Origin of the sequence: Algoriphagus halophilus (genome assembly GCF_041729275.1) — a bacterium.
Classification (GTDB): Bacteria; Bacteroidota; Bacteroidia; order Cytophagales; family Cyclobacteriaceae; genus Algoriphagus; species Algoriphagus halophilus_A.
The window spans coordinates 4,966,264-4,990,646 of sequence record NZ_CP146486.1 but is presented as its reverse complement, the minus strand read 5'-3'; the positions used below and the strand labels follow the sequence as shown (position 1 = coordinate 4,990,646).

The window sequence follows — 24,383 nt, the reverse complement described above, 5'->3', positions numbered from 1 at the left end:
ATCGTAGATACGATTAAATTTTTTAACGGATATACGTCAGTGTAATGATACCTGCCAATTTTCCCATAGGAGAATCAAACTCCACCTCATGCTTGGTTACTAATTCCTCATCAGATAAAGAAACAATACTATACTTGGTTTCCTCATCTCCATTCATAGTCAGGATAAGCAGGTCTTCATCTTCAGATAACTTCCAAGTACCAGATCCATTCATATCACCTTGCCCGGCAAATATTTCAAAGTTTCCGTCCTCATTAAGGATTAACCTACCTCCTTCATGAAGTGCCCTACCACCTTCTATCATAGCGGTCATATCAGGGCCTTCCGTTTGCTCAAACTGAAATTCAGTACCTTTCCATACGCCCATTAAGTCTGTTTGACTCATGGCCAAATCACAGGAGAAAAGACCTACCATAAGCACCAGTAAAGGTAGCCCTAAGAAGAATCTCATCTTTTGATTGGATTTCGATTTTGTTTTGTTCATCATCATTATTCTTTTTTTGGTTTGAAATTGATTAAAGTTATTCATGAATTGAAGCCCACAATCTTTACTCAGCTGTTTCACTAACAGTCTAGAATAGGCAATCGTAGAGTAATTGGTAGTTACAGCTCGATCCGCTTGGAATTCATGAATTTCACGAAGTTGTTTTTCTAACAAATAAATGGCGGGATTAAACCAAAATACCGCTTTGATCAACTGAAGAAATAATACATCCCAAGTATGACCTTGTTGAACATGTACAGATTCATGGATCAAAATCTGATTGATTTCTCATCTCTTTCTGAGTATTCTGGCAGCATGATATAATTAAAGAAAGATGCAGGGATAAACTGTGAATTGATCACGAGAGTCATTTTTCCCACTACTACTTTCTTTGAACTAGCGATTATTAATAGCGTACTTAAAATGCCAGAAAATAGTTGAAGGAGTCTAAATAAAACACCGATCAGAAAAATGATAAAAGGAATGATTTTCCAATCAAAAGCAGAGGATTCCTCCACAGGAATTACTCCATTCGCTTGACCTTCCAGCCAAGTCAAAGATGAATTGAGTGGAATCAAGGTGGACGTACCCAAAAATTGAAAATCAAAAGAAAGTAAAGGTAAAACTACCGCCGCAACCAAAAGAGTCAATACCGTAATTCTTCCCAAAGAAAAGAACGTAAGGTCTTCAATCAACACTTTGTAGAACAGCACAATCAATGCAATACCAATGCTTCCTTTCAATAAATAGGTAAATAGAAATTCCATAACTATTATTTTTTCTCGTAGCCATCAATCATTTTTTGGAGCTCTTCCAGCTCTTTTTCAGACACCTTCTTTTCCTTGACTAAAAAAGAAAGCACGTTTTCCACAGATCCTCCAAAAAGTTTTTCAACAACGTATTAAAACTCTTCTTCCGATAATCACTTTCAGGAATCAAAATAAAGTACTCATTGGTTTTACCATAAGATTTATGTCCTAGATACCCCTTCTTTTCCAGGACCTTTACTGAAGATGCTAAGGTGGTATATGGAGGTTTGGGCTCAGGAAGCTGATCCAAAACATCTCGAACAATAGCTCGCTCTAGCTTCCAGAAAATACGCATAATCTGCTCTTCGTTGGCGGTTAATTCTTCCATGATTCCAAAGTAGAAAAGTTTTTTCACAAAACCTACGATTATTTCGTAATATCACGACATATTCGTAATTTTTAACAAAAAAAGCCTCTAGATTGATTTAGAGGCTTTTCATCAAATAAGAACCATCAACTAAAGCTTGTATTTCACTGGCAGTTGAATTTGTGTATTTACTTTTTTCCCATCTTTCTCACCAGGCGTCCAGCTTGGAAATGCTTTGACAACCCGAATTGCTTCTTCATCACAGCCAGCTCCTATACCTTTCAATATTTCTGTATTGGAAATAGAACCATCCTGTTGCACCACAAAAGAAACGATCACTACTCCTTCCACTCCTTTTTCCTTTGCTTGCTCTGGATATTTCAAATTCTCCATCATAAATGCCATCAAGCCAGACATCCCACCAGGGGGTTGAGGCATCACATCTACCTCCTGATGAACTTCTTGAGTTTGAGCCGTCCCTTCCTGCACACTCATGAAAAAATCATGAACATCATCAGGGTAGTCATAATAATTGGTTTTGCGTTAGTTTTCATTGTAATACTATTTAAGGGTTTTACATAATTAATTAGAGATTGGAATCTCAATTGCTTCCGGAGAATCCAATTTTACTTGGGATGGTTCTTTAGAGACTTCACCATTGCCTAGCATAAACCGGATCGGTAATCTCATTCTGGTATTGACAGCTCTGCCTCTCTGATTTCCTGGGGTCCAATCTGGACAGTTTTGGACTACACGCATCGCTTCCTCATCTGCACCTGCACCAATACCTCTTAAAATTTCTGCATTGGAGACAGATCCATCCTTATTCACCACAAACCTTACGATCACAGTACCCTCCACTCCCATTCTTCGTGCCTGTTCTGGGTAGGATAAATTATTGGCCAAGTACTCATTCCAACCTTCCATACCTCCTGGAGGATTTGGCATGGTTTCAACGATATCAAAAATCTCTCCTCCATCTTTTCCCACATCAGTGATTCTTGCCTTTAAATCTGTAATGCCTACCGCTGCTTTTTTTCTCCATTTAGGACAGGCCCTTCCAATTCCTCATCTACTTTGGCGAGATCACAGGAAAATGCAAAAAACAATAGCCCCAACACCGGCACTGCCCATAAAAAACGACTTTTCTCCTTGCTTTGGGATTTGGTTTTGTTCATCATGATAATTCTCTTTTTGGTTTGAAATTGGTTAAAGTTATTCATGAATTGCCACCCCCTACCGGCTGTTAACAATCTCAAAAGAAGCCTTGAATAATCAGATTGGGAATAGGACTCAGTCACTCCTTGATCGGCCTGAAATTCGTGTACTTCCCTGATAGAATTTTCATATATGTATATCAAAGGATTGAACCAGAAAACAGTTTTTGCTAGCTGTAGAAAAAGTAAATCCCAACTATGCTTCTTCTTGACATGAACCGATTCATGAAGAATAATCCGTTGCTGATCTTCATCATCCATATGAAACTCAGGCAGCAAAATGTATTGAAAAAAGGAGGCTGGGCTGAAATCTGGGTGCACTGCGATCATTTGATCCTGATAAAAAGTAAGTTGGATTTACCCAGTAAATTGAACGACTGAAAAAATCCCAAAATCAATCTAGATGCAGTAAATAATACACCTAGTAAATAAATCCCACCTATTAATTGAAGCCAATTTAGATCAAAAACACTTTGATTATTGGCTACCTGATCTCCTACCCAAACCAAGGGAAGGGTTACCTCTTGTATCACACCGTTGTTTTGAAACAGAGCAAAATCAATGGAAATAGCTGGGATCATCAACGAAATCGCCAACATTGAAAGAAGAAAACCTCTATTCAAAGAAAAGAACGTCAATTCACTCAACACCAATCTATAAAAGACCAATGAAGCAGAAAGACAAATACTCGCTTCGATTAAATAGGTTAATAAATCATTCATTTTTCTTAGGGTTTTCGTAGTCCTCAATTAGCTTTTGCAAATCTTGAATCTCATCATCAGAGATATTCTTTTCCTTCACCATAAAGGAAAGAAAGTTACTAACCGAACCTTCGAAGAAATTCTTGACAATTCTATTGATACTCTTTTTACTATACTCAGCTTGAGAGATGATTGGAAAAAACAAATGGGTGGTTCCATAGGTCTTATGACTGAGATACCCCTTCTTTTCCAATAATCTGATGGAAGAAGCCAAAGTAGTGTAAGGCGGTTTTGGTTCAGGCAATTCCTCCAAAACATCTCTGACCAAGGCATTTTCAAGCTTCCAAAAGATGCCCATGATCAATTCTTCGTTGTGGTTTAATTCATTCATGCAACTAATCTAAAATGAATTTTTTAAAAACCCTACGAAATTTTCATATATCTACGATTTTTTTGTTGAAATCCATTTAAAAATCTTTTTTAATCGGAATTTTCTATGCCTGAAAAGATTATTCTTCAATATATGTATGAGTTAAAACAAGCCTCTATCAAATTTAAAATCTAATTTTTTGTAGTTAATCCCTATAAAATATTATTTACCAATATTTTCTGTTAAATTATCTGAAGGTAAGAGCCTTTAGTATGGATAGTCACAGCAGTTTATCCATCCCATCCATACTTGGGGGACTCTACTTCAAAAAATTCTTCATGAAGCAAAAACCAGAAACTGACTCCATTTTATTTCTTGAATCCGTCGGCTGAAAAAGTTTATTGGTTTACTTCATGCAAGGGTGAGGGCGGCCATTTTTAGATACGCACTACAAACACTGAATAGATCCTTATTCTTCAACGAATCAAGACCATTCAATTGATAAGAGATGAGTGTAGATAAAGAATACTTACTTCAAAAATCAAAGGAAGAAATACTCAAGATATTCACTTCTGAGTACCCTTTGGAAAAGATTCCTGAGTTTATCGCGGAAGAAGTAAGTGGTTTTGGCACTACACAAGATGAACGAGCCCATAATTTTCAAGAATTCATGAACATGTTGGTGTTGCAATACCAACAATCCCAAGAAATGGGGATAGAAGTTTCTTTTGTAGAAAAGCCTTTTCACCATTGGCAAAATCCTTCTAAAGATCTTGCGCTTTTAGTTCAGGAATTTGATTTAACTGTCAAAAGTAAGGTAGGAGTGAATACTATTGACTTTAGGTTGAGTAGTCTTTTTGAATGGAAACAGGATTCCTGGAAACTCATCCATTGGCATGGAAGCACCCCTGTCAATGTAGAAAAAGATGCCTGGCATATGACGGAGTTGCAGAAAAAAACGATGAGTTGAAACAAAAAGTCGCCGAGCAAACACAAGACTTAATGTTGAAGAATGAGCAACTCCAAAAAGCAAAAGAACAGATCGAGGACACCTTAAAAGAGCTAAAAGAAACGCAGGACCTTCTGATTCAATCAGAAAAAATGGCCTCACTGGGAGAGTTGACCGCTGGGATTGCCCATGAGATCCAAAATCCTCTCAATTTCGTCAACAACTTCTCAGAATTAAGTAATGAATTACTTGAGGAAATTGTGGAAGAAATCGAAAATCAAGACTTTGAAGTAGTAAAGGCCATATGTCAGGACCTGAAAGGAAACTTGGAAAAAATCAACCATCATGGCAAAAGAGCCGACTCCATTGTCAAAGGAATGCTACAACATTCCCGAGCAAGTACAGGTCAAAAAGAATGGACCGACCTTAATGGCTTAGCCGATGAATATTTAAGACTGGCATACCATGGTTTACGGGCCAAAGACAAATCCTTCAATTCTGAATTGAAGATGGACCTTGATCCTAATTTGCCTAAAGTAGAAATCGTAGCCCAGGACTTTGGAAGAGTGTTATTAAATATGATTAATAACTCTTTTTATTCAGTTAATGAAAAAAAATCACAACTCGGAGAATCATTCCAACCTGTCGTATCCGTTTCCACACAAAAAGTGGGCGATCAAATTCAATTGAAAATCAGCGATAATGGAAATGGAATTCCTGAAGAAATAAGACATAAAATCTTCCAGCCTTTCTTTACTACTAAAGAAACTGGACAAGGAACTGGTTTAGGCCTAAGTCTAAGTTATGATATAATTAAAGCGCATGGAGGTACTATCAAGGTAGAGAGCAAAATAGGTGAAGGAACCTCCATCTTAATTGAAATTTCACAAAAGAAGGAATGAAATGAAGATGAATCATCAATCCTATATAAACTTTTTGTCAACTTGCTGTTTGCTGTTGTTTTTCGCATCATGCAAGCAAAGTTCAGAAGTTCCTTTTCCAGATAATCCATCAGGACTTTCCACGCCTGTCACCAAGCCTTTTTCCTTTCCTGAATTCGCACCTTTTGAATGGGAAAAAATCGAACAGGAGAACCTTCCTAAAATCTCAAAAATAAATTTCAGCTTAAGTAATTACCCTTCCCAACACTTTTCCATCCATGATTTCAAACCCCTTCTAGCCCCTATTTCCAAGAGTCCAATTAATTGGAAAAACCCTGAAGAAATTCAAATCAACCTAGATACTATTCAAACAGAAACCGTTCCCCATATCAGGTATTTGTTAGAGGAGCCCACCATCACCAAGCTAGGCTCCTTGACAAAATGGGAAAACACAACTTCAGGAATTTTAAGAATCGGACAATCAGAAGGACTTTTGGGAAACTCGGTATATGCCATACTTGACGATCTCCAAGGATCCATTTGGTTTTCCACAGAGAAAGGAATTCATCGGTTTACTGGAGACCAGTTTGAAAACTATAATTTCACCCAAAGAACATTGGATGGAAATCAGGATCAATTTCAGAAATGATTTTACTTTCTGATGGAAAAATTGCCATGATAGCCAATGGAACAGGATTGTATCTGTTGGATATACAAATCAAACTGGTTGAACAATATAAAATCGGCTCCGATTTCATTAGGTTAATGGAAGATGAAAAAGGACTTATTTGGTTTTCCAATACCCAAAGGGGAGTTTCATTCATTGATAGAAAAACCAAAACGATCAAGTTTTTAACTGCCTTGACAGAAAAGACCGGGATTTTTTCGGCAGGTCTATTTATGGATTCAAATCGAAATATTTGGATAGGTTTCATTGGAAAAATCGGCATACTAAACCCTCAAAGAAACGTCATTAGAATACTGGACGAACAAAGCGGATATGATATAAAATCAGTTGCTGCCAATTTCAAAGAAGATTCCAATGGAGTGGTTTGGATTGGGAATTTTTCTGATGAAGCCAAAGGAATCTCTTTAGAAAGTGAAGAGTTATGGACATTGGGCAACAAACAAGGGTATTTTGGACAAGGGAAGTCTTTTCAAATTGACTCAAAAGAAAGGTTGTGGATAGTAGACAATGACACCATTACCTTATATGACCCCCATAAAAACCTGATGAAAAAATTCCAACAGGAGCAGAAGTTAGAGGTGCTGGAATTCCTAGTGCTTCTTTACTGGATTCAAAAGGAAATCTCTGGGTAGGAACTACGTTGGTTGGAACCTTATTAATCAATCCTACAGGTATTCTTGCAGAGCATTTTGATAAATCAAATGGTCTGGCCAGCAATGACACCTGGGGTATGGCAGAAGATAAAAACGGAAAAATCTGGCTGGCTACTTATGAAGGAATCAATGTATATGATCCTGACCTAGAAAAACTTTACTTAATAAAATTCCCAAATGACTTACTCGTAAACAATTACAGATCAATAAGTAAACTCAAAAACGACAGATTGTTTATAGGAGGAATTAGAGGATATGTAATTATTGATTTAGAACAAAATAGTGCAGAACTATTTCAATTTAAAGCGGAGGTTTCTAGAATATTCTGGAAGGCTCATGAAAAAAATGATGGATCTATTTGGATGGGAACTCTCGATGGATTGATCAAATATGAACCGGCTGAAAATAGTTTTTACAAAATAGATGAATTCTCAGGGCTTTCTTCCAGTAGAATTTGGCTCATTGAAGAAGATAAAAACGGGAAACTCTGGTTAGGAAATGACTTAGGAATCAATGTATTGGATCCCTCAAATAATACCGTTACTTATTTAGGGAGGTTCAATGGTTTAACGAGTGATTATGTATCCATGCTTCTTCAAACGCCACAAAAGGAATTGGTTTTTGGAGGTGACAATGGATTTTCAATCCTTAATCTGGACTCCATGAGAATCACCAATGTTCTTCCTGAAAACGGAATGGTACCTCCTATTATGTATGATATGCTTGCCGTAGGTGAAGATATTTATGTAGGGTCTGAAAATGGAATTGTAAAAGTGGTTAGACCAACTTCCACAAACCCGGATAAACCATGGAAATTTACTAGGTTCGGTAAACCCGAAGAAGGTTTTCAACGATTATAACCAGTCAACTGCCATTTACACCTCTACCGGACAAATGTGGTGGGCAGCAGCGCCTATTCTTTCCGTGATAGAACAAAATGCTGAAATAGATACCATCAAACCGACTGTGAGTATCTCTTCGGTTAATGTGATGGGGGAAAGTCCCAAATTTGTAAACTCTTCCTATTTAAAAACCAGCTTTCCGACACAGATTCAATTTATAGTCCCGATCAATCTATTCTATATACCAAAAGCACCTTGCCTTTGGACTCAGGACTAATTAACCATGAAAAAATAAAATGGGACAGCTTAAACCTGGCAAGTGGTTTACCAATTGGCATGAAAGTGCCCTATGACCAAAACTCCTTTAATTTTTCATTCAACAATCCTGCCATCAAGGGCCGGGATAAAATTCTATACCGCTATGTATTGGAAGGAGCAGATGATTCTTGGTCTTCCCCATCTCCTATCAGCAACTCCAAAAACTATTATAATTTAGTTCCTGGAGAATATAAATTTAAAGTTGCAACAAGCGGATTCAATGGAGTTTGGAGTGATCCGGCATCCTTTGAGTTCACCATTCTTCCTCCTTGGTGGCAAACCTGGTGGGCTTATCTCCTATTTTTCACAATATTCTCAGGCTTGACATATACCATCGTGTATTTACGTTCGCAATGGCTTCAAAAAGAGAATAGAATTTTAGAGGAAAAGGTAAATCATCGGACTATTCAGCTGAAAGAAAAAATCGAGGAACTTAAAAACACACAAACCCAATTAATCCAGTCTGAGAAAATGGCCTCACTGGGTGAATTGACAGCTGGTATAGCGCATGAAATACAAAACCCACTGAACTTTGTAAATAATTTCTCAGAGGTAAATGCTGAGTTATTGGTTGAATTAAAAGAAGAAATGGATGCTGGCAACCAAGAGGAAGTTGCGGAACTCATCAAAGACATCATTGATAACGAAGAAAAAATAAACTTACATGGCAAAAGGGCCGATGCCATTGTAAAAGGCATGCTTCAACATAGCCGATCCAGTAATGGACAGAAGGACCCTACGGATATCAATGCTTTGGCGGATGAATACCTAAGGCTTTCCTACCATGGATTAAGAGCAAAAGACAAATCCTTCAATGCAAATATGGAAACGGATTTTGACCCAACTTTGCCTAAAATTAATGTGGTTGCTCAGGATGTAGGGCGAGTAATCCTCAACCTCATCACCAATGCCTTCCATGCAGCTTCCGAAAAGAAGCAAAAGTTAAATGGCAGCGAATTCATTCCCACTGTAAAAGTGACTACCAAAAATTATCAGGACCATATCGAGATCTTGATCAAAGACAATGGAAATGGTATTTCCGATTCAGTTAAACAAAAGATTTTCCAACCATTTTTCACGACTAAACCTACAGGCCAAGGTACAGGCCTGGGACTATCTCTCAGCTATGATATCATTAAATTTCATGGAGGGGAAATTCAAGTGGATTCGGAACTTGGTTCAGGAGCACAATTCAAACTTATTATTCCAAAACTTTAGATTATGAAAATTCTTGTTGTAGACGATGAAGTAGACGTGAAAACCTTATTTGAACAGCGGTTCAGAAAGGAAATTCGTTCTAAAGCAGTAGACTTTGTCTTCGCTTTTTCAGGAAAAGAGGCATTGCAGTACATTGATCAATTGAATCACGAAGCAATTCTAATTCTCTCTGATATCAACATGCCCGGCATGAGCGGCTTGGAGCTTTTGAAAGAGATTAAGCAAAAAGAGCTCGTCCCAAAGCCCATCGTCATGATGATATCAGCTTATGGAGACGAGCAAAATTACAATACCGCCAAAAGTTTGGGGGCTGATGAGTTTTTGACTAAACCTGTAGATTTTAAACTATTGAAAGAAAAACTTCAATTAAATTAAAACCTGGTTCCTTCATGTTTGGGCTACTTGTTTTTGAACCATCCCAAAAACATAAAATAGCTCAGAGGAAATCTGAATGGATCGTTCCCTATACTTTTGACGCTCTAGTTCAGTGTCGTCAAATAATTTTGGGTCCTCATATTTCAAAGGAAGCCTAACTTCTGCCCCAGGTATGAATGGACAATTTTTATCCGCATGGTCACAGGTCATTACGGCTGCAAAATCAATCTTTGGGTTGATTTCATCAGAGAAAATTTTCGAAAACGCAATGATAGCAGACCGGTCCTTGGCATATTTAATCTCGTAAGTAGGATTTGATCCAGGACTTGATTGAATTTCAAAGCCCATTTCTTTTAAAGAGTTAATAGCCCTTGGATTAAATGCGGTTATTTCCACACCCCTGAATAACTTCCAATATCAATCCCATAATAATCTGAAGCCACCTGAGCCCAAACTTGAGAGAACTGACTCCTCCGGCTATTATGAGTACATATAAAGTTCAAATTGACCGGATCTCCATTATTCAGCTTCTGAGTGATATACTGGATCAAAGGAGCTAACTCCAGTTTTCGGTTCTCATGAATAGGAGTTTGTTGAACCTCAGTAAGGGTTTGCACTAGTTTTGGATAAACCTCCATGACCTTAATTTAACAACAGCTTCCTTCTGGTGAACAAGAAATTGCTGCCTCTATGTCTTTTATTGATAATTCGGTACTTGATTTTGGAGCTCCACACGTTTCTTTGGCTAGACAGGTGGTCTGTTTACTAGTCAAATATATGTTTTCATCCCTGACTTGAACACCATATTTACCGATGGTATCGCCTTGGTATTCTACCTCAATCTCATGATCCTCTAAGCCCAAAGCTTGTATGGACAAATCAATGATATGTAAAAGCTTCTTGGCCCCTAATCTATGATTAAAATCCCCATCTTCCCAAAGCTGGAATGATACTGATTTCTCCTCCCTGATTTTTCCACCACAATCAATAAATTTCTTATTGATTTGGCCAATTTCAGTTACATGAAAATGGGAAGGAATCAGCTCACCATTCGGAAGAACAAACCTTAACTCTTCCAATCCTTTCAATTCTGCGGTTAACTCTGATAGTTTCATAGCTATTAATTGTAATATTACGATAAATAAATTCAAATTTTTTTCTCTCTCAATAAAAACTAACTAACACCACCTCTGCACACTATCTTTTGGGCGAACATGGTTTTGAAAATAGTTCATTAAAAAAGGAATACATGGACGTGGCTTTTTAATACATCGTAATATTACGATTAAACGATAAATAAAAAAAGGATTATTCCTTTTTTATAAAAATAGATTCGTTTAATACCGGAGAAACAAGAAAATAACCCAATACTTTTCCTTTGCCCGAATCCACCTTAAAATTGGTTTCAGGATTTTGTGGAGGGGGCTAAACAATCCTCCGTCATTGAATAACAACCCTACCAATTGCGTGAAATAATCATAGGTGTCTTTATTCATACGGAACAATTCAAGTCTCACCCTATCCCCTTCTTCAAAAGGATAATTCAACTCCAAGCCTTCTTCAAAAACTTCAATCCAAAGGTATCGTCAAACAATAGGTAATCATCCCGATCATTTCTTAAAGTGTCGTTTTCAATTACCCGAATCCTATAAAAATTATCTTCTTCAAAAGGGATCTTCCCATAAACTTTGATATAATATCCCTCATCCCTGAACAATCGTTCTTCTTGGTAGCTATAGGTCAAACTATCTAAAGTTGGCGCTTCTAGCATCAACCCTCTTGCGGAATACAATTCATCTTTCCATCTCACTTGTACTTCATAGGTCACTCCAACTTTTGCCACATAATTATCTGAAATAGGTTTATAACTTTTGGTTTCATTATTAAACCGAAAGGGAATCCGCTCTTGGGTTCCAGGCACCAATATGGATACCTCTGCTTCAGAAATGATGGTTATATCTGTCGTATCAAAATAGTTTTCAGCCAAGGAAACTTTCACTTCATTAAAAAATGGTCTATCAGTCCAAGTTGCTTCGATCACAGGCACAAGCTCATCCAAGGTAGTTAAAGGAAGTGTAACCTCTTCTTGACAAGAAAAAAGTCCAATTAATACTAGTAAGTAGCCTAACTTTTTCATCTTAAAATTGAAAGTTATAGGTGATGGATGGTAAAAAAGTGAATAAATAAGTCATGACAATCCCTTGCTCTTTGGACACTACGGGGCCATCCACATCAGGATCATAATTTATTTGGCCATTAAATAGCTCTCTGAATTCATAGGCAAAAGGATTCTTTCTTCCATACAAATTATAGATACTAAAATTCCAACTCCCTTTCCATTTCCTCCCTTTATCCGGGTTTTTCCACGTGATAGAAGCATCCATTCGATGATAATCAGGAAAACGATCTTTATTTCGGTATTCAGAATATAGAGGAATCACTTGATTGTCTACCTCATAGGTCCCTATAGGAAATGAAACCGCTTGTCCAGTAGTATACACAAAAGTTAAGCCTGCAGACCATGCAGGAGAAAACTCATGATTCAATACCAAAGTAACATCATTCGGTCTATCATATCGCGGGTTATATCGCTCCCCTAAACTTATTCCATCAATCTTCCTCCAGGTCCTTGAATAAGTATATGAAAGCCAACCTGTGGTCTTTCCTAATTTTTCTTACTAAAAATTCCACTCCATAAGCATAGCCATCTCCTGTCAGAATCTCCGTCTCAACCTGATCTGTAAAAAGCACAGAGGCCCCATTTTTTAGGTCAATAATATTTCTGATATCCTTGGCATAGGTTTCTACTGAAACCTCCCATTTGTTGTCTAAGAAATTCCTGTAAAACCCAATAGACACCTGATCTGATCTCAAAGGAGCCATATATTTCCCAGCTAATATCCATCGGTCAATAGGAAGCCCAGCTGAACTATTGGTCGCAATTTGTACGTATTGAAAATTTCGGTTGTAGGCAGCTTTGATTGAAAATTCATCGTTTACCAAATACCTAAAGGCTATTCTTGGCTCTAGTCCTTGATAGAAATGCATGGGTTTAAAACTAGCATATCCAATACTGTCCACTTCAGCTTCTTCATCTGGAATTCCACCTTCATAGAAGTAATCTACCCCCTTTCCTATCTGATGGTAAAATCCCCATCTCAATCCCAATTCAGCACTTAATTTAGGGCTTAACTCCTTTGTCATTCCTGCAAAGACACTAGTTAGAATTCCGTTTTTCGGATTGGTGGTGATTGGTTCAATGGCACTCCCACCTTTTGGATCTAAACCGATGGGTGCAAAATGGTAATATTGACTTTGAAATCCCCAATAGGATTGGAATCGGTCTGTTTTGTTCCAACTCCATTGTCCTTTCATCCCAGATTCCGAAAGCTTATTCCTCCAACTAAAACCATTATCGGGATCTTCAAAATCTACTTGATAATTATATCTGGAGTGGTATGCTTCTAAATCAAAGAAAGAATTCTCAGAAATGATATGTCCCCAGGCAGCCGAACTCACCCAATTTCTCCAGCCTAACCCGAACTGGTCATCCAACCCTAAAAAATCACTTCCTTCATAGCTGGAAAGCGTCAGTTTATCTTTGTCACCTAAGCGAAAGGCGAATTTGGCACTTAAATCATGAAAGTTTAATTTATTATTCCTTACATCCTCATTATTAGAGAGTTTTAAAAATAGGTCCGCATAAGTTCTCCTTCCCGATATCGCAAAAGTCGAATTCTCAGAAAAAAGTGGACCATCCAGCATCAATCGAGAAGAAATCGTTCCAATTCCTCCCTGCCCGTGAATTTGATCATTATTCCCTTCTTTTAAAGAAACATCCACCAAAGCGGAAAGACGCCCTCCATAACTAGCAGGCATATTGCCTTTGTATAAATCTACCTGATCTAACGCATCCGGACTAAAGACTGAAAAGAAACCAAAAAGTGGGAAGGGTTATAAACTGGGGCACCATCCACCTGAACCAAGTTTTGGTCTGCAGATCCACCACGTACAAATAATCCCGTGGTTCCTTCACCGGCAGTCTGGATTCCTGGAAGAAGTTGCAAACTCCTGAGCAAATCCACTTCTCCGAATAATGCAGGGATGTTCTTGATGGTTTCAATAGGAATCCTTGATTTCCCTGTTTCCAAGTTTCGGACCTGTTCATCAGGCCTTCTTTCTTGAATGATGATTTCATCCAAAGAAAGCTCTGAAGGTTTTAAGAAAAATCGAACATCTTTCCCTTCTTCAATTTTCGAAATAGTTCGGATTGACTGTTCATATCCAACATAGGACACCACTAATCTTGAAGGTAATTCCCGGCTTTTTAGTCGGAATTTTCCATTTAAATCAGTTACTACCCCAGAAGAAACATCTTCTTCCCAATATACGCTTGCTCCAATTAATGGCTCTGAATTACTCGCGTCCAGGACTTCTCCAATTAGTATAGAATTGTTTTGAGCCGAAAGCGTACCTGATATCCCAAATAGTACCCAGACAAATAAAAAAATGAAATCCTTACGGAAAAGCTGCATTCTTCGATCTTTAGTGCATTAACTTCATTCTTATACTAATAATTAAAATTAATGTTTGTTAATTTTCTCAATTCTTTAGGCATGCATCCGACCACTCGTTTATTAGCCGCTTTTAAAGTAAGGTTTATTTTATAATTTCAGGCCATGATTTGGGCATATCCCGACGTAAAACTCACACTCTTATTAGCCGGTATTTTTGGCTTGTTATATTTCGTTTACCTAACTAGGTATTGGTCAATCAATAAGCGGCTAGAAGTAGAAAAAAGAAGACTATTTACCAAAATGGTACTTAGGACTACTTATTTTGTTTTATTTCTTATTGCATTTGCAGGGCCCTCCATTGGTACTTCTACCAAAGAGATAAAGGAAGAAGGCAAAGATATATTCATTGCGGTGGACCTTTCTCAATCCATGAATGCCACTGACATCGGGCCTAGTAGACTTCAGCGAGTGAAATTTGAATTAAAAGAACTTACCAAAAGCTTTCCTTCAGACCGAATAGGATTGATTATATTTAGCTCAGAGGCATTTTTACAATGCCCTTTGACCTTTGACCAAAGCGTACTCCAACTTTATATTGATGGATTGAATACCGGCTTGGTTCCTAATTTTGGAACAGACCTAAACTCCCCACTTCGAATTGCCTTGGATCGTTTTGAAAAAGATGAAAGTCAAGAGGTAAAATCCAAATCAGTCATTTTGATTTCAGACGGTGAAAACTTTGGTGATGAATTGGAAGGCATAGGCAGTCAATTGAATGACCTAGGAGTGAAGGTATTTTCCCTGGGCATAGGAACGGAAGCAGGAAGCACCATCCCAAGAGGAAATGGCGTGGTAATCGATCCACAGACCGGAGAACCTGCCAGGTCCGTCCTCGAGAGAACTCCTCTCCAACAAATTGCTGCTGAAACAAACGGTCAGTATTTTGAGATTTCTGATCAAGTTCAGGAGATCGGTGAATTGATTAACAGTTTAGAGAGATTAGAAGGTGGAGTGACAGGCTCCAGAATTGTGGAAGCCTCAGCAAATAAGTATTTCTATTTTCTTCTTGCTGCATTAGCCCTATCTTTAATAGATATGATTTTACCCATAAAAACCATTAAGTTATAATGATGAGTTGGAGCAAAGTTTTATTGGCAACCTTGATGCTAATTCCTGCCTCCTGGACTCGGGTTTCACGCCTCAATACTGCTATTGAGGAAGCGGAAGAAAGTTACTCAAAGACGGAGTATGAACTTTCTGTTGAAAAGCATTTGGCTTTGATTGAAAACTTTCAATATGCTTCCCCAAATTTGGATTTTGATCTTGGATTAAGTTATCAATATTCTGAGAAGCCGGATGAAGCGGCTGCCTCTTTTGACAAGGCTTCAATCTCTCCCGATAAAACCATTTCTTCGTTTTCCTTCAATCAATCCGGAGTGCTACTTGGAAATAAGCAGGAATATGAGGCTGCATTAAATAAATTTCAGTCTGCATTGATCAAAGACCCCACCAATGAAGTGGCCCGTTATAATTATGAAATGTTGGCTCGCTGGTTGCAGAGAGATGAGGAGCGCAAAAATGAAGATCAAAATAAGCCCGAGCCATCCGAGTTTGCCAAACGCAAAAAGCAGAAGCCGATCGCTTAGTGGAACAATTTAGATTTAAAGATGCGTTGAACTTAATGAACGAGGCATTACAGCAAGATGAAACTGTTGCAGCCTATCAAGAGTTTATTAGTACCTTAACTGAAGTCACGGAAATCGATGAAAACTAGAATACTAACATTTCTTGGATTAATCTTCATGCTTACATGGTTTCCAGTAAGTGCACAGACTTCTGGTGATTATTTCAATAGAGCGGCAAGGTCTTATGTGAAAACGGAAAAAAAACAAGCCTTAAACACTGTAAATGAAGGACTTGGTAAGTATCCAGGAGACACAAAGCTTCAGGCTTTGAAAGAAAAACTGGAAAAAGAACAAGAGGAAGAACAGGATAAACAACAACAAAACCAAGACCCTCAGCAAAATCAGGATCAACAGCAAAAAGATGATAATCAGCAGGGAGAAGGAGAACAATCTGAACAGCAACAGCAAAAAGATCAAGGAGAAAAGACCCAGGAAGATCAAGCAAAAGAGGGACAGGAAGGAGAGCCATCCGAGCAAACAGAAGATGAGGTAGGCGAAAATGCCAACGATCAAATGGACGCCAATTTAGAGGATAGACAAAAGGCCATGGAAGAGTTTAAAGAAAAACTTAAAGCCATGAATTTGACTCCCGAACAAGCTGCCCAAATTTTGGAAAGTATGAATGCTGCAGAATTGCGTTACATTCAGCAGAATAAGAAAAAGCCAACTCAAAGACCAAAAAGAGGAATTCCGGATTGGTAAATCGACTAATGGCATAGACCTAATATTTCAATCCTTGGAACTGATCTTTCGTTTCCGATTTGCAGATTTTAATTGACTTTCAATTCCAATTAATTAGGCCATTCGAATCATTCTTATTCGTCCAATTTCCTCAGTTTATTCTTAGATTTATTAAAACCCAAATAGCATGTTTAAAGAAGTATTTATAGTTGCCGCAGTTCGAACTCCTTTAGGAAGTTTTGGTGGCAAATTAGCAGGTTTAACCGCAATTGAATTAGGTAGTACAGCTATTAAAGGCGCTTTGGCCAAATCAGGGGTAAGTTCCGAGGAGGTAAATGAGGTGTTTATGGGAAATGTGATTTCTGCTAATTTAGGACAGGCTCCTGCGCGGCAAGCAGCAATAGGGGCTGGAATTGGGTATGATGTTCCTTGCACCACGGTCAATAAAGTCTGCGCTTCAGGAATGAAAGCCGTCATGTTTGGAGCGCAGTCCATTATGCTTGGAATCAATGATGTAGTAGTAACTGGAGGAATGGAAAGCATGTCTAATGTTCCTTTTTATGTTCCTAAAGCTCGTTTTGGATACAAATATGGAAATGCCGAATTCGTAGATGGCTTGGTTAAAGACGGACTTTTCGAGGTTTACCATAAGTTCCCAATGGGCAATTGTGCTGATAATACTGCGCGTGAAATGAATATCAGCAGGGAAGAACAAGATGCCTATGCAATTCAATCCTATCAACGATCTGCAGACGCTTGGGCAAAAGGTTATTTCAAAGAGGAAGTGGTTCCTGTAGAGATGAAAGGTCGCAAGGGTGAGACAATCGTCATAGACGAAGACGAGGAATATAAAAATGTCATGTTTGACAAAATCCCTTCTCTGCGCCCTGTATTTGATAAAGAAGGCACCGTCACAGCAGCAAATGCCAGTACTATGAATGATGGAGCATCCGCATTGATTTTAGTAAGTAAAGAAAAATTAGAAACGCTTGGCCTTACTCCTATTGCTAAGATCCGAGGTTTTGCAGATGCTGCCAAAGACCCACTTTGGTTCACCACTGCACCAGCTTTGGCTATACCAAAGGCGCTCAAACATGCTGGTGTCTCAGAAGAGGAAGTAGATTATTATGAAATTAATGAAGCCTTCTCAGCAGTGGCATTGGCAAATCAAAAAGAATTGAACCTTAACAATGATCGACTGAATGTTTTTGGTGGGGCAGTTTCATTAGGTCATCCACTGGGTGCTTCCGGTGCTAGAATTATTGCTACCTTAAACTCTGTATTACACCAAAAAGCGGGGAAAATCGGAGTAGCAGGAATATGCAACGGAGGCGGAGGAGCATCAGCAATCGTTATTGAAAAACTCTAATCGTTGGAATTAGTCCTAGACATCTAATCGGAATAATTGAATATGGGAAAGAAATTTCCAGTCATCTTCTTCTTTTTATCATTACTCATCAATAGTTCCGTTTTTGGACAAGACACAGTAAGGACTTATTACAGTGGGGACTTCCCTACTCTTAAAGAAGTCTATATTAAAGTCAATGGAGTAGCTCAAGGTGTCGTCAAACGATACGATGAAGAGCGCAACCTGATTTTAATAGGACATCTAAAGGATGATAAAAAAGAGGGACTTTTTACGATTTGGACCCAAGAACAGGTGACACTACCCGAATCACTCAATTTGTAGATAATGAGCGATCAGGCCCAAGCAAAAGCTTTTATCTTAATGGACAAATCCGTCAGGAATTGACTTTTGAAGGGAATCAAATTGAAGGTTTAGTGACTTCCTATTTTGAAAATGGTCAAGTTCAGGACAAAACGGTATTCATGAACAATAAACCCAATGGTTTAAGTGAAAAATACTATGAATCTGGGGTTTTAGCCTCAAGAATATATTACCAGGACGGAACACTCGATGGTACCTATGAGGCATTTTACGAGGATGGAACACCTCAGATTACTGCCTATTATATTGAAGGAGATTTGGATGGCCGTGAAACCGTCTATTTTCCAAATGGAGAAATTGAAGCCATCCGAGATTATAAAAGAGGAGAGCTCCATGGTTCCTATGATCTCAACTATGAAACCGGAGAGCCTTTGCGAAGAAGCACCTATAAAAAAGGACTTTCAGAAGGCGAACTTGTCATTTATTATCAATCAGGTGAAATCAAGGAAAAAGGAATTTTCAAAAAAGGTGTCGCTTTAGAACCCTATAAAGAATACTATCCATCTGGGAAACTCAAAGCACAAAAGAATTTTGATTCACAGGGAAATATCATCAAAGAGGTCACCTATCATGAAAATGGACAGGTAAACTTTGAGCTGAACTACCTCAATGGAAATCTAGAAGGTGAAGTAAAAATATTTAGAGAGGATGGCTCACTCGAAGAAATTCGACGATATCAAAAGGGATTACTTTCAGGCAAGCAGGAGTTTTTTGATGAAAATGGAAATTTAATCCGGACTGAGGTTCATGAAAATAGAAACCAAAGATCATAAATAATAGAAATCGAAAGAGAAGAAAGCAAAAGCTTTTCTATTTTTGCCAAAACTGAATTCGCATGAGCAACGCTATCAAAGAAACTCAATTTAAATTTCCAGGACAGATTGGATTTTACAAGGGAAAAGTACGTGATGTATATATTTTTGAAAAAAAACTTGTAGTCGTAGCATCCGATAGAATTTCGGCCTTCGACGTAGTGTTGCCTAAACCCATCCCTTTCAAAGGTCAGGTATTAAACCAAATTGCCGCAAAATTCCTAAAAGCTACCTCTGATATCGTTCCTAATTGGGTAACTGCTACCCCAGATCCTAATGTGACGATTGGTAAAAAATGTGAGCCATTCAAAGTGGAGATGGTAATCAGAGGATACATGGCAGGACATGCAGCTAGGGAATACAAAGCTGGAAAAAGAACACTATGTGGAGTAGAGCTACCAGAAAATATGCGTGAAAACGATCCTTTTCCGGAACCCATAATTACTCCAACTACCAAAGCTTCTGAAGGTCATGACGAGGATATTTCTAAAGAGGCTATTCTGGAACAAGGAATCGTGAGTCCAGAGGATTATGCGGTACTTGAAAAATATACGCGAGCACTTTTCAAAAGAGGTCAAGAAATGGCCAATGCCATGGGATTGATTTTAGTAGACACCAAGTATGAATTTGGAAAGTTTGGAGACGAAATTTTACTGATTGATGAAATTCACACCCCCGATTCTTCCAGATATTTCTACGCAGAAGGCTATGAAGAGAATCAGGAAAAAGGACTTCCACAGAAACAATTGTCTAAAGAATTTGTGAGACAATGGTTGATTTCTAACGGATTTCAAGGCAAAGAAGGACAAACTGTTCCCGAAATGACAGATGAAATTGTAGATAGCATCTCTGATCGCTATATTGAGCTGTTTGAAAAAATCACCGGCGAATCATTCCAAAAAGCTGAGACCAGTCAAATTTCTAAAAGAATAGAAAAAGCAATACTTGCCCATTTGGGTTAATATTATAAATGTTATGAAATACTCAATAGATAAAAAAAAACAATACGTTGTCTTTTCCCCACAAGAAGAGAAGATCGATTCCTTGCTTGCTCCTGCATTAAAATCTGAGATTTTAACCATCCATGCGGAAGGCTATCCCCACATGGTGCTTGATCTCAGCGAGGTTAAATACGTAGACTCCAGTGGATTAAGTGCTCTACTTGTAGGGGATCGTGAATTTGGAAGAAACGGAGGAATTTTCGTTATCTCCGGAATCCAGGACCATGTCATGAAATTGTTGAAAATTTCTATGCTTGATAAAAAGCTCAACTTAGTAAGCACATTGGAAGAAGCTGGTGAAGCGATCTTCATGCATGAGATTGAAAGTGGTGAAGAAGAAGAGGAGGAAGATTGATTCCAGACTTTGATGTCACCATACTAGGAAACACTTCTTCCATTCCTGTACATGGAAGAAATCATACCTCTCAAGTAATCCGTTTTGGCCAGGAGCTTTTGCTCCTGGATTGCGGAGAGGGAACCCAAATGCAACTCAGGAAGTACAAAATCAAAACTTCCCGCATTAATCACATTTTTATTAGCCACCTGCATGGCGATCATTATTTGGGCTTAATAGGCCTAATCTCCTCCTATAATCTTTCGAAAAGAACCAGTCCATTGACCATTTATGGGCCTAAAGGACTAAACGAGATTATTACAACTCATTTCCGTTGGAATAATACCAAATTAGGATACCCTTTAACATTTGTCCAGACCTCAACTGGAGGAAGTAATATCTTGCTGGATACCCCATTATTTACCGTATCAAGCTTCCCATTAAAACATCGTCTTCCCACTACAGGATTTTTAATTACTGAAAAACCCGGTCTTAGAAGTTTAATCAAGAAAAACTGGAAGAAAATCCCATTCCTGTAGAGGCAATCCAATCCCTTAGATTGGGAAATGACTTTATGATGGAAAACGGGAACCTCATCCAAGTTTCGGAATATACTTACCCCTTGCATTCGATGAGGAAATATGCATTTTGTTCCGATACTATTTTTGATCCAAGTATTACCAAATTCCTGAATCAGGTGGATTTGCTTTACCATGAATCCACATTTTTGACCGCAGAGGTAGCTCGCGCTGCTGAAACATTCCATAGTACAAGCGCTCAAGCTGCTCAAATTGCTTCTTTATCCGGTGTAAAGCGCTTATTATTAGGACACTTTTCTTCCAGATATAAAGAGTTGGGTCAAATGCATCAAGAGGCGATACAAGTTTTTCCAAACAGTATCATTAGTGAAGAAGGTCAAACTTATCCTGTGAACCCAGACGTATGAATAAATCTCAAAACTCTAGAAAAACCAACCTATTTATCATCTTAGGAGGTATCTTTTTGACAAACGCCATTTTGGCTGAAATTATCGGGGTAAAGATTTTTTCCGGTGAAAAAACACTTGGTTTTGAACCAGTTAACTGGACCTTTTTTGGGGAATTTGTCCTTGACTTTAACTTGACAGCTGGAGCGATTATATGGCCAGTGGTATTTATCACCACGGACATCATCAATGAATATTTTGGAAAGAAAGGAGTAAGAAAAATCAGTTTTTTAACAGCAGGACTGATAGGATATGCATTTTTAGTCATCATGGTCGTTACAAGATTAGTACCCGCGGATTTTTGGTTAGAAGTAAATTCAGAAACGCCTTCAGGGGTTCCTTTTAACATTGATTATGCCTTCAATACCCTATTCAGGCAGGGAGGAGGAATTATCATCGGGTCATTGACCGCATTCTTATTGGGTCAATTAATCGACGTTTATGTATTTCAAAAATTAAGAGCTATTACTGGTGAAAAAATGATTTGGCTGCGAGCAACAGGTTCTACCTTTGTCTCTCAGTTTATTGACTCATTTGTAGTTCTTGGCATCGCATTTTATGTCTTTGGAAATTGGAGTTTAAGTCAAATTATTGCTGTAGGCATCATGAATTACATCTACAAATTCGTAGTTGCCTTGGTTTTGACTCCCTACTGTATTTGGGACACAGTTTGATTGATAATTATTTAGGAAAAGAATTAGCTGAGGAAATGACCACTGAGGCAGCAAAAGACAAGTCATTTATCTAAAAACCAAATTTATTTTGCTCTAAAGCTTGATCCTATAGCTGTATTTATAGAAATTTTTGAAGAAAGCTTTGTTTTCAAAATAATTTACTCTACTTTTGCACCGTCAATAAGACGAAGAACAATTTTTCTGAGCCGTGAAATCCTTACTGTCGCTTGTCTGGGATAATCACTAGGAGTACATGGCAAGAAAAGTAAGGAAACATCATGGAAAATACACTCAAGTTCTCTGACTTGGGAATTTCTGACGAAATTCTTAAGTCCGTGGAAGAGATGGGCTATACCCAACCTTCCCAAATTCAATCACAAGCTATTCCTTTCGTACTAGAAGGTAGAGATGTCATCGGACAAGCTCAAACCGGTACTGGAAAGACTGCAGCTTTTGCTATTCCAATTATTGATTTGGTAGATCCAGATCTAAATCACCCACAGGCTATCATCCTTTGCCCTACTCGTGAACTTGCAGTTCAAGTAGAAGGTGAAATCCAGAAGTTGGCTAAATTCCATAGAAGGATCAATTCTGTGGCGATCTATGGAGGTGAATCAATTGACAAGCAAATCAGAACCCTTAGAAAAGGAGTTCAGATCGTAGTAGGTACTCCAGGTCGTGTACAAGATCACATCAACCGTGGTACTTTGAAATTGGATAACGCCGGAATCATCGTATTGGATGAAGCGGATGAAATGTTAGATATGGGCTTCAGAGATGATATTGAAGCAATTTTGCAGGAAATGCCTGAAGAAAGACAAACTGTTTTCTTCTCCGCTACCATGGCAAAGCCTATTCTAGATTTAACAAGAAAATATCAAAACAACCCTGAAATCATCAAGGTTGCTAAGAAAGAATTGACGGTAGATCGTATCGAGCAAGTGTTCTATGAAGTGAAACCTTCATTGAAATTGGAATTGATGGCTCGATTGATGACCGTAAATAACTATGCATTGAGCGTAGTATTCTGTAATACCAAAAGAATGACAGATGAGGCTACTGAATCTCTTGGTTCAAAAGGTATCCTTGCTGAAGCACTTCATGGAGATTTATCTCAAGCACAAAGAGATAAAGTAATGAACAAATTCCGTAAAGGTCTATGTACCGTTCTAGTTGCAACTGATGTTGCTGCAAGAGGAATTGATGTTGACAATGTGGAAGCGGTTTTCAATTACGATTTGCCATTGGACGATGAGTCTTATGTACACCGTATCGGAAGAACTGGACGTGCTGGAAAATCAGGTATTGCCATCAATTTTGTTACTGGAAGAAGAGATTTTGGAAAGATCAGAGATTTGGAAAGATTTACCAAAGCTACGATCACCAAGATGACTCCTCCGTCTGTTGCTGAATTGATTGAGTTGAAGAAGGCTCAATTTGTAAAAGACGTGCATAAAATATTGAGCAAAGAAGAGGATAATCAAATCTTCGAAGCTACTGTAGGTCAACTATTGACAGAAGGACTTTCTATCGAACAGATTGCCCTTGGTTTGATGAAACTTCAGATGGGAGATGTAGTGAAAGAAATGAGAGACCAGGACTTCAGCTTAAGCTCCTATGGAGACAGAAGAAGGGAAGGCGGCCGTGAAGGTGGTCGTGATGGAGGAAGAGATAGATTCGGACGTGGCGAAAGAGGTGATAGACGCGGTGGCGAAAGAGGAGAAAGAGGCGGAAGAAGAGAAGGTGGAAGAAGGCCTGAAAGAGTTAGAGATGCCAACATGGCTCGTTTATTCATCAATTTAGGTAAAAGAGATAGAATCCGTCCAAATGATATCGTAGGAGCAATTGCTGGTGAAGCCGGCGTTCCAGGAAGATCTATTGGAGGCATCGATATATATGACAACTTCTCCTTTGTGGATGTGCCTCAAAAAGATGCTGATCACGTGATCAAAGTAATGAAGCACAATACCATCAAAGGCAAGAACGTCAATATGGAAATTTCAAAAGGGTAAATTGGTTATAAGGTTATTTGGTTTAAAGCACATTTCTAATAAGAAATGTGCTTTTTTTGTTCATTGCCATCATAAAAAAGCGTTCAACCCTTTACAAGTTGAACGCTATAAATGCTTCTTTCAGAAAAAACCAGCGTCGAA

The 24,383-nt window shown here is 38.3% G+C and carries 34 protein-coding genes and 3 pseudogenes; 21 read left to right on the top strand and 16 right to left on the bottom strand.

Going from position 1 to position 24,383, the window contains the following annotated elements:
- Positions 1 to 22 precede the first annotated feature (22 nt).
- From V8V91_RS26975 to V8V91_RS26940, 8 genes and pseudogenes are all read right to left on the bottom strand, one after another.
- Complete coding sequence (locus V8V91_RS26975; RefSeq protein WP_373398080.1) at positions 23 to 757, bottom strand: M56 family metallopeptidase; 735 nt, start codon at positions 755 to 757, stop codon at positions 23 to 25.
- Positions 754 to 1,251, bottom strand: a complete 498-nt coding sequence (locus V8V91_RS26970; RefSeq protein ID WP_373398079.1) for a hypothetical protein — start codon at positions 1,249 to 1,251, stop codon at positions 754 to 756. The genes V8V91_RS26975 and V8V91_RS26970 overlap by 4 nt, the downstream gene beginning before the upstream one ends.
- A gap of 5 nt (positions 1,252 to 1,256) precedes the next feature.
- Positions 1,257 to 1,588 (bottom strand): annotated as a pseudogene (locus tag V8V91_RS26965) (BlaI/MecI/CopY family transcriptional regulator).
- 162 nt (positions 1,589 to 1,750) lie between these two features.
- Entirely contained in the window at positions 1,751 to 2,095 is a 345-nt protein-coding gene (locus V8V91_RS26960) for an energy transducer TonB (RefSeq protein WP_373398078.1), read from the bottom strand.
- 165 nt (positions 2,096 to 2,260) lie between these two features.
- A pseudogene (locus V8V91_RS26955) lies at positions 2,261 to 2,572 on the bottom strand (energy transducer TonB); the annotation flags it as partial.
- 50 nt (positions 2,573 to 2,622) lie between these two features.
- Positions 2,623 to 3,147 carry a M56 family metallopeptidase gene (locus V8V91_RS26950; RefSeq protein WP_373398077.1) on the bottom strand — a complete coding sequence of 175 codons (525 nt, stop codon included), beginning with the start codon at positions 3,145 to 3,147 and terminating at the stop codon, positions 2,623 to 2,625.
- Positions 3,144 to 3,539, bottom strand: coding sequence for a hypothetical protein (locus tag V8V91_RS26945; RefSeq protein ID WP_373398076.1), 396 nt, complete (start codon positions 3,537 to 3,539; stop codon positions 3,144 to 3,146). Before V8V91_RS26945 ends, V8V91_RS26950 begins: the two co-directional genes overlap by 4 nt.
- Positions 3,532 to 3,909: a BlaI/MecI/CopY family transcriptional regulator gene (locus V8V91_RS26940; protein WP_074223727.1), complete on the bottom strand. Its 378-nt coding sequence runs from the start codon at positions 3,907 to 3,909 to the stop codon at positions 3,532 to 3,534. Before V8V91_RS26940 ends, V8V91_RS26945 begins: the two co-directional genes overlap by 8 nt.
- Before the next feature lie 487 nt (positions 3,910 to 4,396).
- Between V8V91_RS26940 and V8V91_RS26935 the strand changes: the two genes are divergently transcribed.
- Genes V8V91_RS26935 through V8V91_RS26900 form a run of 8 tightly spaced genes read left to right on the top strand, consistent with a single transcriptional unit; the run spans position 4,397 to position 9,812 of the window.
- Positions 4,397 to 4,858, top strand: a complete 462-nt coding sequence (locus V8V91_RS26935; protein ID WP_373398075.1) for a nuclear transport factor 2 family protein — start codon at positions 4,397 to 4,399, stop codon at positions 4,856 to 4,858.
- A complete protein-coding gene (locus V8V91_RS26930) occupies positions 4,855 to 5,739 on the top strand; it encodes a sensor histidine kinase (RefSeq protein WP_373398074.1) in 885 nt (294 codons plus the stop codon). Before V8V91_RS26935 ends, V8V91_RS26930 begins: the two co-directional genes overlap by 4 nt.
- A 55-nt stretch (positions 5,740 to 5,794) precedes the next feature.
- Positions 5,795 to 6,367, top strand: coding sequence for a hypothetical protein (locus tag V8V91_RS26925; RefSeq protein ID WP_373398073.1), 573 nt, complete (start codon positions 5,795 to 5,797; stop codon positions 6,365 to 6,367).
- A complete protein-coding gene (locus V8V91_RS26920; RefSeq protein ID WP_373398072.1) occupies positions 6,364 to 7,038 on the top strand; it encodes a hypothetical protein in 675 nt (224 codons plus the stop codon). The genes V8V91_RS26925 and V8V91_RS26920 overlap by 4 nt, the downstream gene beginning before the upstream one ends.
- An 8-nt stretch (positions 7,039 to 7,046) precedes the next feature.
- The gene (locus V8V91_RS26915; RefSeq protein ID WP_373398071.1) at positions 7,047 to 7,919 is read left to right on the top strand and encodes a two-component regulator propeller domain-containing protein; all 873 of its coding nucleotides are present in this window, start codon (positions 7,047 to 7,049) and stop codon (positions 7,917 to 7,919) included.
- Positions 7,920 to 7,953: 34 nt separating this feature from the next.
- Positions 7,954 to 8,178 carry a hypothetical protein gene (locus V8V91_RS26910; protein ID WP_373398070.1) on the top strand — a complete coding sequence of 75 codons (225 nt, stop codon included), beginning with the start codon at positions 7,954 to 7,956 and terminating at the stop codon, positions 8,176 to 8,178.
- A gap of 59 nt (positions 8,179 to 8,237) precedes the next feature.
- Positions 8,238 to 9,437 carry an ATP-binding protein gene (locus V8V91_RS26905; RefSeq protein WP_373398069.1) on the top strand — a complete coding sequence of 400 codons (1,200 nt, stop codon included), beginning with the start codon at positions 8,238 to 8,240 and terminating at the stop codon, positions 9,435 to 9,437.
- 3 nt (positions 9,438 to 9,440) lie between these two features.
- Entirely contained in the window at positions 9,441 to 9,812 is a 372-nt protein-coding gene (locus V8V91_RS26900; protein ID WP_074223725.1) for a response regulator, read from the top strand.
- Between the two features lie 12 nt (positions 9,813 to 9,824).
- On the opposite strand, the gene V8V91_RS26895 is transcribed toward V8V91_RS26900, so the two are convergent.
- The 8 genes from V8V91_RS26895 to V8V91_RS26860 all read right to left on the bottom strand — a co-directional run bounded on the left by V8V91_RS26895 (position 9,825) and on the right by V8V91_RS26860 (position 14,347).
- A complete protein-coding gene (locus V8V91_RS26895) occupies positions 9,825 to 10,208 on the bottom strand; it encodes a hypothetical protein (protein ID WP_373398068.1) in 384 nt (127 codons plus the stop codon).
- Positions 10,199 to 10,429, bottom strand: a complete 231-nt coding sequence (locus tag V8V91_RS26890; protein ID WP_373398067.1) for a hypothetical protein — start codon at positions 10,427 to 10,429, stop codon at positions 10,199 to 10,201. The genes V8V91_RS26895 and V8V91_RS26890 overlap by 10 nt, the downstream gene beginning before the upstream one ends.
- 30 nt (positions 10,430 to 10,459) lie before the next feature.
- Positions 10,460 to 10,927 (bottom strand): DUF6428 family protein, encoded by a 468-nt coding sequence (locus V8V91_RS26885; RefSeq protein WP_373398066.1) that lies wholly within the window; start codon positions 10,925 to 10,927, stop codon positions 10,460 to 10,462.
- 222 nt (positions 10,928 to 11,149) lie between these two features.
- The gene (locus V8V91_RS26880) at positions 11,150 to 11,359 is read right to left on the bottom strand and encodes a hypothetical protein (protein ID WP_373398065.1); all 210 of its coding nucleotides are present in this window, start codon (positions 11,357 to 11,359) and stop codon (positions 11,150 to 11,152) included.
- Positions 11,356 to 11,949: a DUF4249 family protein gene (locus V8V91_RS26875; RefSeq protein WP_373398064.1), complete on the bottom strand. Its 594-nt coding sequence runs from the start codon at positions 11,947 to 11,949 to the stop codon at positions 11,356 to 11,358. Before V8V91_RS26875 ends, V8V91_RS26880 begins: the two co-directional genes overlap by 4 nt.
- A 1-nt stretch (position 11,950) precedes the next feature.
- Positions 11,951 to 12,364: a hypothetical protein gene (locus V8V91_RS26870; protein ID WP_373398063.1), complete on the bottom strand. Its 414-nt coding sequence runs from the start codon at positions 12,362 to 12,364 to the stop codon at positions 11,951 to 11,953.
- Between the two features lie 58 nt (positions 12,365 to 12,422).
- Complete coding sequence (locus tag V8V91_RS26865) at positions 12,423 to 13,691, bottom strand: TonB-dependent receptor plug domain-containing protein (RefSeq protein ID WP_373398062.1); 1,269 nt, start codon at positions 13,689 to 13,691, stop codon at positions 12,423 to 12,425.
- Positions 13,692 to 13,717: 26 nt separating this feature from the next.
- Positions 13,718 to 14,347: a carboxypeptidase-like regulatory domain-containing protein gene (locus tag V8V91_RS26860; RefSeq protein WP_373398061.1), complete on the bottom strand. Its 630-nt coding sequence runs from the start codon at positions 14,345 to 14,347 to the stop codon at positions 13,718 to 13,720.
- A gap of 144 nt (positions 14,348 to 14,491) precedes the next feature.
- On the opposite strand from V8V91_RS26860, the gene V8V91_RS26855 reads away from it, so the two are divergent.
- From V8V91_RS26855 to V8V91_RS26795, 13 genes and pseudogenes are all read left to right on the top strand, one after another.
- Entirely contained in the window at positions 14,492 to 15,457 is a 966-nt protein-coding gene (locus V8V91_RS26855) for a VWA domain-containing protein (protein ID WP_373398060.1), read from the top strand.
- Positions 15,457 to 15,975 (top strand): hypothetical protein, encoded by a 519-nt coding sequence (locus V8V91_RS26850; protein WP_373398059.1) that lies wholly within the window; start codon positions 15,457 to 15,459, stop codon positions 15,973 to 15,975. The genes V8V91_RS26855 and V8V91_RS26850 overlap by 1 nt, the downstream gene beginning before the upstream one ends.
- On the top strand, positions 15,975 to 16,103 hold the full coding sequence (locus V8V91_RS26845; RefSeq protein WP_373398058.1) for a hypothetical protein: 129 nt from the start codon (positions 15,975 to 15,977) through the stop codon (positions 16,101 to 16,103). Before V8V91_RS26850 ends, V8V91_RS26845 begins: the two co-directional genes overlap by 1 nt.
- A complete protein-coding gene (locus V8V91_RS26840) occupies positions 16,093 to 16,716 on the top strand; it encodes a hypothetical protein (protein ID WP_373398057.1) in 624 nt (207 codons plus the stop codon). Before V8V91_RS26845 ends, V8V91_RS26840 begins: the two co-directional genes overlap by 11 nt.
- A gap of 166 nt (positions 16,717 to 16,882) precedes the next feature.
- Positions 16,883 to 18,064 (top strand): acetyl-CoA C-acyltransferase, encoded by a 1,182-nt coding sequence (locus V8V91_RS26835; protein WP_373398056.1) that lies wholly within the window; start codon positions 16,883 to 16,885, stop codon positions 18,062 to 18,064.
- Between the two features lie 42 nt (positions 18,065 to 18,106).
- The gene (locus V8V91_RS26830) at positions 18,107 to 18,385 is read left to right on the top strand and encodes a hypothetical protein (RefSeq protein WP_373398055.1); all 279 of its coding nucleotides are present in this window, start codon (positions 18,107 to 18,109) and stop codon (positions 18,383 to 18,385) included.
- Positions 18,340 to 19,197: a toxin-antitoxin system YwqK family antitoxin gene (locus V8V91_RS26825; protein WP_373398054.1), complete on the top strand. Its 858-nt coding sequence runs from the start codon at positions 18,340 to 18,342 to the stop codon at positions 19,195 to 19,197. The genes V8V91_RS26830 and V8V91_RS26825 overlap by 46 nt, the downstream gene beginning before the upstream one ends.
- A 62-nt stretch (positions 19,198 to 19,259) precedes the next feature.
- Positions 19,260 to 20,198, top strand: a complete 939-nt coding sequence (locus V8V91_RS26820; RefSeq protein ID WP_373398053.1) for a phosphoribosylaminoimidazolesuccinocarboxamide synthase — start codon at positions 19,260 to 19,262, stop codon at positions 20,196 to 20,198.
- A gap of 13 nt (positions 20,199 to 20,211) precedes the next feature.
- Complete coding sequence (locus V8V91_RS26815) at positions 20,212 to 20,592, top strand: STAS domain-containing protein (RefSeq protein ID WP_373398052.1); 381 nt, start codon at positions 20,212 to 20,214, stop codon at positions 20,590 to 20,592.
- Positions 20,589 to 21,110, top strand: a complete 522-nt coding sequence (locus tag V8V91_RS26810) for an MBL fold metallo-hydrolase (protein WP_373398051.1) — start codon at positions 20,589 to 20,591, stop codon at positions 21,108 to 21,110. Before V8V91_RS26815 ends, V8V91_RS26810 begins: the two co-directional genes overlap by 4 nt.
- A gap of 20 nt (positions 21,111 to 21,130) precedes the next feature.
- A complete protein-coding gene (locus tag V8V91_RS26805; RefSeq protein WP_373398050.1) occupies positions 21,131 to 21,517 on the top strand; it encodes a hypothetical protein in 387 nt (128 codons plus the stop codon).
- A pseudogene (locus V8V91_RS26800) lies at positions 21,514 to 22,304 on the top strand (queuosine precursor transporter). Before V8V91_RS26805 ends, V8V91_RS26800 begins: the two are co-directional and overlap by 4 nt.
- Before the next feature lie 204 nt (positions 22,305 to 22,508).
- Positions 22,509 to 24,242 carry a DEAD/DEAH box helicase gene (locus V8V91_RS26795; RefSeq protein WP_373398049.1) on the top strand — a complete coding sequence of 578 codons (1,734 nt, stop codon included), beginning with the start codon at positions 22,509 to 22,511 and terminating at the stop codon, positions 24,240 to 24,242.
- Positions 24,243 to 24,383 lie beyond the last annotated feature (141 nt).

What these genes read in the sequence shown, in the direction of transcription:
- V8V91_RS26970 (WP_373398079.1), bottom strand. Translation starts at nt 1,251, where the DNA reads ATGGAATTTCTATTTACCTATTTATTGAAAGGAAGCATTGGTATTGCA.
- V8V91_RS26960 (WP_373398078.1), bottom strand. Translation starts at nt 2,095, where the DNA reads ATGAGTGTGCAGGAAGGGACGGCTCAAACTCAAGAAGTTCATCAGGAG.
- V8V91_RS26950 (WP_373398077.1), bottom strand. Translation starts at nt 3,147, where the DNA reads ATGATCGCAGTGCACCCAGATTTCAGCCCAGCCTCCTTTTTTCAATAC.
- V8V91_RS26945 (WP_373398076.1), bottom strand. Translation starts at nt 3,539, where the DNA reads ATGAATGATTTATTAACCTATTTAATCGAAGCGAGTATTTGTCTTTCT.
- V8V91_RS26940 (WP_074223727.1), bottom strand. Translation starts at nt 3,909, where the DNA reads ATGAATGAATTAAACCACAACGAAGAATTGATCATGGGCATCTTTTGG.
- V8V91_RS26935 (WP_373398075.1), top strand. Translation starts at nt 4,397, where the DNA reads ATGAGTGTAGATAAAGAATACTTACTTCAAAAATCAAAGGAAGAAATA.
- V8V91_RS26920 (WP_373398072.1), top strand. Translation starts at nt 6,364, where the DNA reads ATGATTTTACTTTCTGATGGAAAAATTGCCATGATAGCCAATGGAACA.
- V8V91_RS26910 (WP_373398070.1), top strand. Translation starts at nt 7,954, where the DNA reads ATGTGGTGGGCAGCAGCGCCTATTCTTTCCGTGATAGAACAAAATGCT.
- V8V91_RS26905 (WP_373398069.1), top strand. Translation starts at nt 8,238, where the DNA reads ATGAAAGTGCCCTATGACCAAAACTCCTTTAATTTTTCATTCAACAAT.
- V8V91_RS26900 (WP_074223725.1), top strand. Translation starts at nt 9,441, where the DNA reads ATGAAAATTCTTGTTGTAGACGATGAAGTAGACGTGAAAACCTTATTT.
- V8V91_RS26885 (WP_373398066.1), bottom strand. Translation starts at nt 10,927, where the DNA reads ATGAAACTATCAGAGTTAACCGCAGAATTGAAAGGATTGGAAGAGTTA.
- V8V91_RS26875 (WP_373398064.1), bottom strand. Translation starts at nt 11,949, where the DNA reads ATGAAAAAGTTAGGCTACTTACTAGTATTAATTGGACTTTTTTCTTGT.
- V8V91_RS26865 (WP_373398062.1), bottom strand. Translation starts at nt 13,691, where the DNA reads ATGCCTGCTAGTTATGGAGGGCGTCTTTCCGCTTTGGTGGATGTTTCT.
- V8V91_RS26860 (WP_373398061.1), bottom strand. Translation starts at nt 14,347, where the DNA reads ATGCAGCTTTTCCGTAAGGATTTCATTTTTTTATTTGTCTGGGTACTA.
- V8V91_RS26855 (WP_373398060.1), top strand. Translation starts at nt 14,492, where the DNA reads ATGATTTGGGCATATCCCGACGTAAAACTCACACTCTTATTAGCCGGT.
- V8V91_RS26850 (WP_373398059.1), top strand. Translation starts at nt 15,457, where the DNA reads ATGATGAGTTGGAGCAAAGTTTTATTGGCAACCTTGATGCTAATTCCT.
- V8V91_RS26840 (WP_373398057.1), top strand. Translation starts at nt 16,093, where the DNA reads ATGAAAACTAGAATACTAACATTTCTTGGATTAATCTTCATGCTTACA.
- V8V91_RS26835 (WP_373398056.1), top strand. Translation starts at nt 16,883, where the DNA reads ATGTTTAAAGAAGTATTTATAGTTGCCGCAGTTCGAACTCCTTTAGGA.
- V8V91_RS26830 (WP_373398055.1), top strand. Translation starts at nt 18,107, where the DNA reads ATGGGAAAGAAATTTCCAGTCATCTTCTTCTTTTTATCATTACTCATC.
- V8V91_RS26820 (WP_373398053.1), top strand. Translation starts at nt 19,260, where the DNA reads ATGAGCAACGCTATCAAAGAAACTCAATTTAAATTTCCAGGACAGATT.
- V8V91_RS26815 (WP_373398052.1), top strand. Translation starts at nt 20,212, where the DNA reads ATGAAATACTCAATAGATAAAAAAAAACAATACGTTGTCTTTTCCCCA.
- V8V91_RS26795 (WP_373398049.1), top strand. Translation starts at nt 22,509, where the DNA reads ATGGAAAATACACTCAAGTTCTCTGACTTGGGAATTTCTGACGAAATT.